This is a genomic window from Leucogemmata humicola (assembly GCF_055379415.1).
Window position 1 is genome coordinate 4140127 of record NZ_AP040875.1, and the last position, 12800, is coordinate 4152926.

10 protein-coding genes are annotated in these 12800 nt (G+C 63.2%); 4 read left to right on the forward strand and 6 right to left on the reverse strand.

Annotated features, from left to right (window positions below; genetic code table 11):
• Position 1: 1 nt before the first annotated feature.
• Genes AC6H4Z_RS17620 through AC6H4Z_RS17635 form a run of 4 tightly spaced genes read right to left on the reverse strand, consistent with a single transcriptional unit; the run spans position 2 to position 5812 of the window.
• Positions 2-712, reverse strand: a complete 711-nt coding sequence (locus AC6H4Z_RS17620; protein ID WP_497543273.1) for a hypothetical protein — start codon at positions 710-712, stop codon at positions 2-4.
• A 42-nt stretch (positions 713-754) separates the two neighbouring features.
• Entirely contained in the window at positions 755-2185 is a 1431-nt protein-coding gene (locus AC6H4Z_RS17625; protein WP_497543274.1) for a TldD/PmbA family protein, read from the reverse strand.
• On the reverse strand, positions 2182-3798 hold the full coding sequence (locus tag AC6H4Z_RS17630) for a TldD/PmbA family protein (RefSeq protein WP_497543275.1): 1617 nt from the start codon (positions 3796-3798) through the stop codon (positions 2182-2184). The genes AC6H4Z_RS17625 and AC6H4Z_RS17630 overlap by 4 nt, the downstream gene beginning before the upstream one ends.
• A gap of 34 nt (positions 3799-3832) precedes the next feature.
• Complete coding sequence (locus AC6H4Z_RS17635) at positions 3833-5812, reverse strand: DUF885 family protein (protein ID WP_497543276.1); 1980 nt, start codon at positions 5810-5812, stop codon at positions 3833-3835.
• 174 nt (positions 5813-5986) lie between these two features.
• On the opposite strand from AC6H4Z_RS17635, the gene AC6H4Z_RS17640 reads away from it, so the two are divergent.
• The 4 genes from AC6H4Z_RS17640 to AC6H4Z_RS17655 all read left to right on the forward strand — a co-directional run bounded on the left by AC6H4Z_RS17640 (position 5987) and on the right by AC6H4Z_RS17655 (position 10085).
• Positions 5987-7543 (forward strand): amidohydrolase family protein, encoded by a 1557-nt coding sequence (locus AC6H4Z_RS17640; RefSeq protein WP_497543277.1) that lies wholly within the window; start codon positions 5987-5989, stop codon positions 7541-7543.
• Positions 7544-7589: 46 nt separating this feature from the next.
• Positions 7590-8702, forward strand: a complete 1113-nt coding sequence (locus AC6H4Z_RS17645; protein ID WP_497543278.1) for an alpha/beta hydrolase — start codon at positions 7590-7592, stop codon at positions 8700-8702.
• Positions 8703-8770: 68 nt separating this feature from the next.
• The gene (locus AC6H4Z_RS17650; RefSeq protein ID WP_497543279.1) at positions 8771-9202 is read left to right on the forward strand and encodes a hypothetical protein; all 432 of its coding nucleotides are present in this window, start codon (positions 8771-8773) and stop codon (positions 9200-9202) included.
• Positions 9203-9206: 4 nt separating this feature from the next.
• Complete coding sequence (locus AC6H4Z_RS17655; protein ID WP_497543280.1) at positions 9207-10085, forward strand: DUF2911 domain-containing protein; 879 nt, start codon at positions 9207-9209, stop codon at positions 10083-10085.
• 91 nt (positions 10086-10176) lie between these two features.
• Here the strand turns inward: AC6H4Z_RS17655 and AC6H4Z_RS17660 are convergent, their stop codons facing one another.
• Positions 10177-10833 carry an SHOCT domain-containing protein gene (locus AC6H4Z_RS17660; RefSeq protein WP_497543281.1) on the reverse strand — a complete coding sequence of 219 codons (657 nt, stop codon included), beginning with the start codon at positions 10831-10833 and terminating at the stop codon, positions 10177-10179.
• Between the two features lie 48 nt (positions 10834-10881).
• Positions 10882-12795 carry a CocE/NonD family hydrolase gene (locus tag AC6H4Z_RS17665; RefSeq protein ID WP_497543282.1) on the reverse strand — a complete coding sequence of 638 codons (1914 nt, stop codon included), beginning with the start codon at positions 12793-12795 and terminating at the stop codon, positions 10882-10884.
• Positions 12796-12800: the final 5 nt, after the last annotated feature.

The window sequence follows — 12800 nt, forward strand, 5'->3', positions numbered from 1 at the left end:
GTCATTTCGCGCAGACGTCGCGCGGCCCCGGAAACTGCGCGGAGCTCGCCGCGCCGATCCGTTCGCGTTCGACCGCAAAGCGCATTTGACTGAGCAGCGTCACTGCCATCGGCTGCCCGAAGGTTCGCGCCGGCGCACTGAGACGTCGCACCGAGTCGGTTCCGAAGAGTCGGAAGACCGTGGTATCGACACGCACACCCTGACATCCGGTGAGAACCCGGAGCGTATCGCGATGCTGGACGATGCGCGACACCGGCGACCCAACGTACGTTCGCACGCTGTCCGAAGACGTCGGAACCTGGAATGGGTCGCTCATTCCCAATCGCGCACGCCGCTGGCGGTCCTGATCGGCGAGTACTTCGCTCGCCAACAGCGCGCGCTCTACCATCGCCGACGACGCCGGGATCGCGTGCGCGGCCGCCGGAATAGCCCGCTCTCCGCCAGCGTCGCGAAAGCGGACGACAATCGCCGAGTCGCCGTCCACGACCAGCGTCATTTCCGAACGCAGCTTCCCATCGATCGAAAGCCGACGCGTCACCGTGTCGGCTCGATAGACCACTCGGGTCTCGGTGGTGTCGCGCAACACCCACAAGGTGTCTGCGCGATACCGAAACACGCCGATGGTCGGACTGACGAATGTCTGCTGTGCCTGTACGCCGCGCGCCGTCACCACGCACGCGGCCAACGCCACCCACACCCGAAGACGATGCATGCTACCTCAAGCCGTGAGTGGCGTTGTTCTCAAACTCTAATGTTAGACCGCGTCGCTCGTGCTCGTAAAGTTGAAGTCGCGAGCCTTGACCGGCGGGACGACAATCGCCTGGCCCGGACTTCCATCTTCACTCGCGCTCACGCGCACCGGACGACCCATCGCCTCGAGATTGTTGAGCATGAAGATCGGCGACTCGTTCCAGCGCAGGTTCTTCACCGGGTGCGTGATCTTGCCGTTCTCGATGAGGAACGTGCCGTCGCGGGTAAGGCCCGTGTACAGAATCGTGCGCTGATCCACGGGACGGATGTACCAAAGGCGCGTGATGAGCAAACCACGCTGTGTGGACGCAATGAGCTCTTCGATCGTCGATGTGCCGCCCGACATCTTCATGCCGCCAGCGCCGCCACCAAATCCACCGAAGCCGCCGCCACCGCCCGCGTTCGGCTGAACGCCCTGCTTCTGCGCCCAGAAACGATCGTACGACAGCGTCTTCACGACACCGTTCTCGATCCATACGCGTTTGCCGAGCGGAAGTCCATCGCCGGCGAATGCAGCGCCGGGCGCATCGGGATCCATCGGGTCGCTGGACAACGTCACGCGCTCGTCAACCACTTTCATCCCAAGCTTGTTGCCACCGCCCTGCTTGGAAAAGAAGCTGCGGCCCTCGTCGGCAGCACGCGCGTTCAGCGCACCGGCAATGAGCTGCACGAGATTGCCGACCGCCGTCGGCTCGAGCACCACCGTGTAGCGGCCAGGTTCGATCGCAACCGGATTCACTGAGCGACGCGCCTTGTCAGCCGCGCGCGATCCGATCGACGCGGCGTCGATCTTGGTGAAATCGTCGTGTGTCGCGCCGGCCCAGCCGGAGCCGGTGCCGTCATTCGTGCGGACGGTCGTCGTCATCGCGGCGCCCGTGTCGCGACGATACGCGAAGAGACCCGAGGTATTCGCGATCGCAAACGAATTCACGCGCGTCTCGATGTAGCCGGTCGCCGCGAGCCCGTTCGTGGCCGCCGATGTCGCAGCCTTCACTGCGATAGCGCGCGCCGCGGCGTCGATCGATGCCGTTGCATCGCTCCAATCGCGCGACTCCTGATACTGCTGCGGTCCGAGGTCCGGCATCATTTCCGGATCTTCAGGCGCGAGCCGCGCCAGCGCTTCGGCGCGATCGACAACCGCCTTGAGCGACGCATCGTCGAGCTTATTGGTCGTCGACGTTGCCGAGCGTTTGCCGAACGTCGAGCGAATGGAGACGACGTGATCGAAGTTGTCGCCGCTCGTCGAAATCTGATTCACGGCAAAGCGCGTGTTCCCGCGCGCGCCGCCAGTAATCGTGACCTGTGCCGAATCGGCTTTCGAAAACGCCAATACCTTCTTGCAGATGGCCTGACACTCGTCGCGCGTCAGGTAGCGCGCTGCTGGTGCTGGTGCAAACAGCGAGCGCGGGCCGGAGTATTCAGTCGAGTGGCTCACGCGGTCCGTCCAGTGTTGATGACGTTGATATCGCGGAAACGAGACGGCACGCATCCGTGGCTCACCGCGTTGCTCTGGCTTGGCTGCCCCTTACCGTCGTTGTTCGCGCCGCCGAGGAAGTAGCTGCGCTTACCGCCGATCATGTCCATGGAGCCCCAGAACTGCGGCGTGCGAAGCTGGTACGCTACGTCCTTGAGCATGCCGACGATTTTGCCGCCCTTGATCTCGTAGAACAGCTGGCCGCCGAACTGCGCGTTGTAGCGCTGCTGATCGATCGAGAACGAACCGTCGCCAACGATCGCGATGCCGCGATCCGTCGCCGCGATGATGTCTTCCCACATGAGATCCTTCTCACCGGGAAGGAGCGACACGTTCGGCATGCGCTGGAACTGCACGTCAGCCCACGACTGAGAGTACGAGTTGCCGTGCGAGCGGGTGGGCTTGCCCTGCTTCTTGTACCACCAGTCGAGATACGGCGCCTGCTCGCGCGTGGTCTGATAGTCGACGACGACGCCATTCTTGATGATGTCGAACGTCTCAGGTGCTACGCCCTCGTCGTCCCACTTACACCCGGCGAGCGAACCAGCTTGGCTGCGATCGCCTTGAATGTTCATGAGCGGCGGACCGTACCTGAGCTGGCCGAGAATCTTCTCCGGCGGCGAGACGAAGCTCGTGCCCGCATAGTTCGCCTCGTAGCCAAGCGCGCGATCGAGCTCTGTGGGGTGCGCGACGCTCTCGTGGATCGTGAGCCACAGGTGCGTCGGATGCAACACGAGATCGTAGCGGCCGACTTCCACCGGCTTGGCCGACAGCTTCTGCACAGCTTCCTGCGCCCAGCGGGCGCCGTTCGTCACGAAATCGGAATCCGTCACGTGCTCGTAGCCGAGTCCACGCGGCGCAACGTCAGTAGACTGACGCGTCTGGAAGTCCGAATTGTCCGCCGACACCGCCGTCACCGTCATGCTCGGCGAGCAGCGATACAATGTCTGTACCGTGAGCGCGCCTTCGGTGTTTGCGAACGTCTTTTCTTCGCGCAGGAAGTTCATGCCTGAATTCACGAAGCGCGCACCATTTTTCATCGCGGCTTCGTTCGCCGCGATGAGAAGCGCGACCTTGTCGGCAATCGGGACGTTGAACGGATCGACCTTGATCGGAGCCGTCCACTCGCCCTTCTGCGGTGCGCCATACGGCGCGAGTGTGATTGGGCGCGTGACGGCAGCGCGATTGGCCTTGGCCTGCACCACGGCCTGACGCGCGGCGGCAACCACGCCGTCGGTCGAGAGATCCGCAGTGGCGACGAAGCCCCACGCGCCATTCACGAGCGCGCGAATGCCCATACCGAACGTTTCGTTGTCTGCGAGGCCTTGAACGCGGCGTTCGCGCGTCTGCACGAACTGCGAGCGATTCTGCGCGATGCGAACGTCAGAGTACTCGGCGCCCGCCGACTTCGCGGCATCGATGGCCTTGAGCGCGAGATCGCGGAAATCGGCCGCCGGAATTGGCGAGAGCGCTTCGGTCGGCAAAACCAGCGCACCCGCGCGGCCCGTCACCAGCGCCGACGCGGCCGCAGCTGCGGCCGACGTCTTCAGAAAGTTACGACGATTGACTGTCACGGAATATTTGGAGAAAGGAGAGGCACAGAAACGACTACTTGCTCAGATACGGAATCGGCGCAGGCAAATGCTCGGCGAAGCGCCATGGTGCTGCACCAGCGCGTGTGAGCGGCGTCTTGGCCAGCCGCGCACGTACCATGGCGATCGGCATCGGTCCACCCTGCAGCACGCTGTCGTGGAATTCGCGTTCGGTCATCTTCTTCGTATCGACGAGTTCGGCGTGCAACGAGCGCAACTCGAGACCGCCGATCATGTAGCCGATCTGATAGAGCGGCGCATAGCTGCCGTTGAACGAGCGACGGACTTCGCCTTCGGCATTCGCACGCTCGAAGTCGACCGTATCGACGAGGAACTGAATCGCCTGATCCGGCGTCATCTTCCCTAGGTGGAAGTTGAGCGAGAAGATGATTCGCGCGCTGCGATGCATGCGCCAGAAGAGCGCACCCATCCGATCTTCGGGGCTCGCGTCAAAGCCTTTGTCCCACACGAACATTTCCCAGTAGAGCGACTGACCTTCGTTCCAGAACGGCGTCGAGAACATGCGGCGGTGCTGGTTGTAGCGCGCCGTCATGAAGCCCTGGAGATGGTGCCCAGGGTTCAGCTCGTGAAACACCGTGGCGTGTGAAAAGTGCGGGTTGTTGCCGCGCATGCTCATCATCTTGTCGTCGTCCGACATATCGGCCGTCGGGTACGACACGAGGATCTGTTCGCCACCGAGGAAGAAGGGAGAGACCTTCTGACGCTCGGGAGAGAGCATTTCCATGCGCCAGTCTTCCTTGGCGAGCGGTGGAATCGTCACCCAGTCGTGCGCGTCGAAATACGACTCGGCCTGACGTGCGAGATCGCGAATGACTTCGATCTGCTTGCCCGGCTCGACGTAGGTGTCCTTCACCTTCTCCATTGCCGCCTTCCAATTGTCGCCGAAGCCCATTTCGCGAGCGGCCTTCTTCGCTTCGCTGAGGCTGAAGGCGTATTCCTTTTCGGCGATGGCGATGAGCTCTTCGGGCGTGTACGGAATCATTTCGTGCACGAGGTCGGCCTTGAGACCTTCGGCGCCAATCGGGTCGCCGATGATCGGACCTTCACCGTTATCGCCGCCGCCACCACCGCCACCGCCGCCGCGACCACCACGCCCCCCGCCGGCGGCCGCGCCTGCCGCGGCAACCTGAGTGGCAGCAGCGGCGCGGAAGCCAACGACGCGTTCGCGCAACGTGCGCGCGTAGGCGGTCAGCGATTCATCGAGCTTGCGATACGGATCCTTGAGCCACCACGAGAACATCGGGTCGAAGCCGTCGTAGTAGCGATACCAGTTGGTCACCGTGCCGCGAATCTGATCGACGTTGTCTGCACCGCGGTTGGCCACGGTACGCGTCACGCGCGGCGCCACCGCGCGCGCACGACCAGTGTCACCCTGCACAGCCACCTGATTGGCGGCGCCGCCTCGTCCTGCGGGCGCCTCGAACAGTGCGCGAAGGCTGTCCACGGTCTTGGCGACCGCGGCAACCGTTCTCGCCGCGGCGCGTGCGTCCACCGGCGCCAGCGTCCGACGCGTGTCCTGCAGCGTCAACAGGCGATCAGCAAAGGGCACCAGCACCGCCGTCTCGGAACGGTTCTTGTCCTGACGGTCGAGCAGCGCGAGCTGATACTGCACGTGATTGTCGAGGAGGACGTAGTCGACGCGGCCCTCTTGCGAGAGCTTCTCGAAGTTGATTTCGCCGAGTCGGGTGCGCCATCCTGTGAAGAACTCGCGCATCCGCTTGCGCTGTTCCGGCGAGTCGTTGGCGTCGTAGCGGCGAATGAGAGAACTCTGATCGGCCGAATATCGTTCGACCACGTCAGCCAACTCGCTGCCCGGCTGGCCGACGAGCGTAGACAGCTTCGGGATGGTGGCCATCGGATCGTCGGGCGTCTTGCTACGGGGCGCCTGGGCCTGCAGCGCGAACGCCGAACCGACAAGCATCCCCAGCACCGCGGCGGAGCGCAGTTGACGCGGGGGACGGGCAACGTACGTCATGTGAATCCTCGAGGAATTGGCGAGTCACCGTGAACGATGCGTCGCGGCGGACGGCGGCAGCGCCGGGACCGAGGAGCGACGTCCTCCAATATCGTACGCCACGCGGCGCGGCGCGAATGCAAAAGGCCAGACGACAGCCTTGCGGAGGAGCGGCCGCGAAGGGATGATAACTGGATGCGCCCAGCCTCCCGCACTCTCCGCCTGGCACTCGCCGCCAGCCTCGGTCTAGGAACCGTCGTCGTCGCCCAAACCGCGCCAACGTCCGGCACCCGGCCTGCCCGCCTGATCATCCGCAACGCCACCGTCGTCGACGGCAACGGAACGCCCGCCAAAGGTCCGTACGACATCGTGGTCGTCGACAACGTCATCACGCAGATGGCAGCGCTCGATCCCGTCGCCCTCGGCCGGAATGGCGCGAGTCGCCGCATTCAGGGCGGCGCCAACACGGCGGAGATCGACGCCACAGGCAAGTACGTCATGCCAGGGCTGATCAATGCGCACGCACACCTGCAGGACGACCGCGGGGGCACGGCGCAGCCGATCGATTATGAATTGAAGATCTGGCTCGCCTGCGGAATCACAGCAATTCGGGACGTTGGCAGCGATACGCGAAAGGCCCTCGCCTGGCGCGAAGCCAGCGCCAAGGGCACGCTTGCCGCGCCGCGGATTTTCATCTACCCACAGTTCGGCCGTCCGACCAACGCCGACTCGGCCCGCGCCAAGGTGCGGCTGCTCAAGTCGCAGGGCGTGGACGGTATCAAGTTGCTGGGCATCGATCGCGACATCATGCAGGCGATGGAGGACGAGGCGCACAAGGAAGGCCTGCGCATCGCCCACCACGTTGGCGTCGAAGAGACGAATGCCTGGGACGACATCCACTTCGGCACGACGAGCATCGAGCACTGGTACGGCATTCCCGACGCTGCGATCGTCGATGGCGTGCAGGGCTTTCCGTCGTACTACAACTACAACAACGAGACCGATCGTTTTCGCTGGGCGGGCCATCTCTGGCGCGAGGCCGATCCCAAGCGCCTCGACATGGTACTCGACTCAATGGTCGCGCGCAAAGTCGCCTGGGTGCCTACGCTCGATATTTATGAGGCGTCGCGAGACCTACAGCGCGCGCGCACGCAGCCCTGGTTCACCGACTATCTGCACCCAACGCTCGAGGAGTACTTCCGTCCCGATCCGGCGAATCACGGTTCGTACTTCTTCGGCTGGACGTCGACCGACGAGACGTACTGGAAGGAGAATTATCGAATCTGGATGAACGCGGTGCGCGAGTTCGAGCGCAAAGGTGGACTCGTGGGTGCGGGTGACGATGCGGGCTTCATCTACCAGATGTACGGCTTCGGGCTCATTCGTGAACTCGAACTACATCAGGAAGCGGGCTTCAGCCCGATCAAGGTCATTCAGCATGCGACGTTCAACAACGCACGCATTCTCGGTAAGGAGACCGAAATGGGCCGTGTGCGCGTCGGCTTCAAGGCTGATTTGATCGTCGTGAACGGAAATCCGCTCGAAAATCTCAAGGTGTTCTATCCCACCGGCGTCGATGACATCAAGGATGGCAAGCCGGTGCACACCGGTGGCGTCGAGTGGACGATCAAGGATGGAATCCCCTACCACGGCCCCACGTTGATGCGCGAAGTGAAACAGTTGGTCGCCAAGGCGCGCGCCGATCGCGGTACCAAGACGGCCGACCGTAGCGAGAAGCCCGATCGCCGATAGCACGTCGCGGGTTCGGCCGCGGACGGCGCTGATTCTCAGCGTCGTCTTGCTTGCGCTGGCGTCGTGGAACTTCATCCCGGCGCCAACGTTCTTTCTGCTCTACTTCGACGTCGGCGCGCCGGAAGTGAGTGCCTGGCTCGCCTTGGCCTCGCTTGCCGTGCTGACGATCGGCGCACTCGATGTGCGACGATCGAAGCTGGCACGCGCGACAATGCTGTTCTCGACAGTCGCGGCGATCTTCGCGCTGTCGCCCTTTGTCCGCCTGCCCGGCACTGAGCGTGGATTCGAGACCGCGATGCAACCCGTCTCGGCAGCGCCACAGGATCCGGCGCGAAGCAGCCCGCTCGTCGTCGCCGATCTCTTCCGCGGAATTCCGAGCGGACAAGCGAAGATGAGCAGCGTTGCCTGGCGATCCGAACAGCCGGCGTCACGACTTTCGATCGACGTGCATCAACCGATTCGGCCGGGTCGCTACCCGATTTTGGTGCAGATCTACGGTGGCGCGTGGCAGCGCGGCAGCCCGAAGTCGAACGCCAATTTCGCCAGCTGGCTCGCATCGCACGGGTGGACTGTATTCGCGATCGACTATCGTCACGCGCCTGCAGCGCGGTGGCCCGCCCAACTGGACGATGTCGACAGCGCGTTGGCGTGGGTACGCGATCACGCCGCGCAGTACGACGGCGACACCTCTCGAGTCGTGCTCCTCGGACGCTCGGCCGGCGCTCACCTCGCGATGCTCGCGGCGTATCGCGAACCGCCGCTCCGGGTGCGTGGCGTCGTGAGCTACTACGGGCCTGTCGACCTGGTAGACTCATATCGGTATCCGCCCCATCCCGATCCGATCGATGTTCGCACTGTTGAGGAAACGCTCATCGGCGCGCCACTCGACTCCGCGCTGGCCACGTATACCGCTGCCTCACCCCTCACGTACGTGACGCGCCAGTTGCCTCCGACGCTGTTGATCTATGCCGGCAGAGATCACATCGTCGAACCAAAGTACGGCGTGCGACTGCGCGATCGGTTGCTGGCGACCCGCACACCGGTGGCATATCTTGAAATTCCGTGGGCGGGCCACGGATTCGACGCTGTGTTCAACGGGCCGAGCTCGCAGTTGGCACTGTACCACACGGAACGATTTCTGGCCTGGGCCACGCGCTGAGACCGTTCGACCTCACGGCGCGAACGCTGCGCAATGTTCTCGTTTCCGCCACAGATGAGAGCCGACGTATGCAGAGCAACGCCACGAACGTCGTAGTCGATCGCCGCCGATTTCTCGGTACGGCCTGGGCCGCAGGCCTCGTGCTGCTATTTACGCCTCGAACCAGGCTGCTAGCGAGCACCGCCCCCGCGCATCCGACGCCGCGGCCCGGGATCACCGGCGAGCGCGTTCTGTCACGCGCACAGCTGGCCGATGACGAGGCGCTCATTCCGCTGTTCGACTCGATTCGAGAGATCCCTCAAATCGCCGATGGCATTCGATGTAGCTGCGGCTGTACGAATCCACCGACGTTCTATTCGCTGCTCTCCTGCTATGAAGGCGACGGCATGGCGCGCCATTGCGCCGTTTGTCAGGGACATGGGAAACTGGTCGCGCGCCTGCACAAGGAAGGCAAGTCGCTCGATCAGATTCGTGCAGCAGTCGACGCCAAATTCGGATGACGGAATGAACCTTCGGCCCGCGCTGCTCGCTCTTGCGCTACTTCCGGTCCCGGTGCTCGCTCAGATCCGCGCGAGCGAAGTCGGCACAGTGTCGCAGGTCATCGACGGAACGACGATTCGTGTCGAGTACTCGCGGCCTCGAGCGCGTGGGCGAAATCCGCTCTTCGGGACGAAGGCGGTTCAGTGGGGTGAGACCTGGACGCCCGGCGCCAACTGGGCAACGACGTTCGAGGTCGACAAGAACGTGAAGGTCAACGGCCATCCGGTGCCGAAAGGCAAGTACTCAGTGTGGATGGTCGTACGTCAGTCGGGCGATTGGACGTTCGTTCTCGATCCCAAATCGCATCAATACCACGAGGACCATCCCGACTCGAACGCGCGCCAGATCCGCTTTCCCGTGAGAAAGGAAACGGTGCCGTTCACCGAGGTACTAACGTGGTCGATGCCGGCGATTCGCGTGAATGGCGCGACGTTGGCAATGGACTGGGAGACCGCGCGCGTGCCGGTGGACATCGAGGTCGAGCCGTCGTACACCTTGGCCATGTCCGCGCAGGACGCGGCGGCTTACGTCGGAGAATACGAATACGTCAACGTGGATTCCGCCGGCAAGCCAAAGGGAAAGGCTATGCCTTTCACCATCACGCACGAGGGCGGCGTCCTCAAAGGACACTGGACGCCCGACGATCCGTACATGAAGCGGTTCGCACTCATCCGGATTGCGCCCGACTGGTTCGCGCCTGGCCTGTACGACGACAAAGGCCAGATTTATGAAGTGCTAAAACCCGACCTCATCTTCGAATTCACCCGCGTGAATGGTCGCGTCGTGAGCCTCGTCACGCGCGACATGGAGGACGGGGTGGTTGGGAAGGCGGCGCGGAAGTAGAGGTCACTGGTCACTGGTCTCAGGGAAAACCAGAAACCTCAGACCAGAGACCAGAGACCAGAGACCTCAGACCAGAGACCAGAGACCTCGCCTACAGTTCGGCCAGAATCTTCGCCTTGATCTGCTCGAACTCGGCGTCGTTCAACAGCCCGCTGTCGAGCATTTCCTTGGCACGAGCGAGGCGAGACGTCGGTGAATGGTCGCCGCCGCCGCCACCAGTCGATACGCCGCCGAGTGACCCGCCGAGCGCGCCGACCTGAATGCCACCGGCCTTGGCGCGCAGCTCTTCGAGTTCCCGAATACGACGCTTCTCGCGCCACGCCTGCGCGCGGGCCTGACACACACGATACACTTCCTGCGCTTCCGATTTGCGCAGACCCTGAATCACCATTCGCGCCGGCGGACCTTCGTTCGTCGCAAGATCGTTGCTGCGATACGCTGACAGCGTGAGGCTCGCGCCGAAAACTCCGACGCTCACGTCGGACTCGCGAAGATCCTGCCAGCGAAAGTCGACCGGCTTGAAGCCGCCGAATGGCCCGCGCTGCACGACGATCAAGCGACCGCTCGTCGCGCCAACGGCTTGACGCCGATGGAAGAGCGCGAACAAGCGGCGTTGAATCGCCATCGCCTCGAGCACCTCGCCCGGAATGAGCATCGAGCGGAGCGCTTCGAGCGAGTCGTACACGCCGCGACTCGTTGCCGCATCGGGCGGAATCGATGCTGTTGGGGACTGGGTGGAGGTTCCCATCGCAAGCCTCGTATCAGAAAAGTCGAAAGAGAGTAGCGCGTGAGCTCATCAGGGCATCACGCGTACATCGATGCGGGAGTTCTTGTTCGCGGCGTGATAGACGCGCATCGTCGCCGTCTTGAAGTCGTCCGGCTTCGCCTCGAAGATATTCGGCACGAACGTCTGCGGATTGCGATCGTTCAGCGGGAACCACGAACTTTGGATCTGAATCATGATCCGGTGGCCCTTCTTGAACGTGTGGTTGATGTCGGGCATCGCGAAGTGCAGTGAATCCGGCTTGTTTGGCACGAACGCGACCGGTTTCGCGGGATCCTTGCGATACCGTGCGCGGAACGGCTCACCGCGAACGAGCTGCTGATAACCCGCGACGGTGAAGCCCGTGGTGTCGCCTGCCCAATTCGGCGCATCCGACGGAAAGACGTCGATCAACTTCACATCGAAGTCGGCGTCCGTACCAGTCGTCGCAACGTGCAGCACCGGCGCGACCGGCCCGATGATCGTGACGTCCTCGGTCAGCGGCTCCGTTTGATACGTCAGCACGTCGGCACGCTTGGACGCGAAGCGCTGATCGCCCGTCATGTAGTCGCGCGGCATGCCGCTCGCCGACGGCTTTTCGCCGACCGGAACAGGATTCGACGGATCACTCACGTACTCATCGAACGCCGGCCCCTTCCCCGCGCTCACCGCGCCCGTGGGCTTGGTCCACGAGAGCTTGCCACCGGGAACGAGATAGAGCGACTTGGCAATCGACGTCTTCGGCGGCCACGCGTCGAAACGATCCCATGTCTCACCACCGGTGCGATACACGAGCACCTTCGAGAGCGGCGGCTTCGGACCATCAGCGAGATAGTGCATGAAGAACGGGAACTCGATGGAGTCGCGGAACCACGGACCCGTCGCCGTATTCCATCGCAGCAAACCATGCGCGTTCCCCTCGCCGCGCGCCCAGCCACCGTGCGACCACGGACCGATCGCAATGTGATTATCCGAGCCCGGCGCAAGCTTCTCGATGCCGCGGAACGTGCGCCACGGACCAGCGAGATCTTCGGCGTCGTAGTACCCACCAACTTCCAACATTGCGGGGACGCGCTTTACGTGACGACTGATGTCGCGCGCCACCCAGTACGCGTCGTACGACGGGTGATGCATCACGATGTCCCAGAGCGGCGCGGTCGCCGGAGGCAACCACTTTCGCGACCCAGGTCCGATCGGACCCATCTCGAGGAAGAACTTATACGCGTCGCCCTGATTGTTCGGACGATCGTAGCGCGGATCCGGTCCGAGCTCGGGTGCACGTGGCGTGCGGCCGTAGCCTTGATAGAAATCGAAATTGGCGCCGAGCATGAAGGCGCCGTTGTGAAACAGGTCGTCGCCCATCCAGAGATCGGTCATCGGCGCGCCAGGCTCACACGCCTTGAGCGCCGGATGCGGATCGATGCAACTCGCGGTGGTATAGAAGCCCGGATAGGACGTTCCGTAGATCGCCACGCGACCGTTGTTGTGCGGCACGTTCTTCACGAGCCAGTCGATCGTGTCGTACGAATCAGTCGATTCGTCCACGTCTTTCGGACCCTTCTGATCCTTGTGCGGCGTCATCTCGGTGTACGCGCCTTCCGAGTAGTTCCGCCCGCGCGCGTCCTGATAGACGAAAATCATTCCCGCATCGGCGTACTTGGTGCCGCTACCCGGTCCGAGCGACGCGCGATACGCATCCGCGCCGTACGGGCCAACGCCGTAGGGCGTGCGATCCATGAGGATCGGCACGTTGCGCGTCGAATCGCGCGGAACGTAGATCGACGTGAATAGCTTGACGCCGTCGCGCATTGGGATGCGGACTTCGAGCTTGCGATAGTGCGCCTTTACCGCCTCAGCGGCCGCCGGATTGGCGCCGCGCTGAGCGCTCGCACCAGCCGCTGAACCGACGATGAACGCCAAGGCGAAAAGCGCCGGACCGCGGCGCATGAACG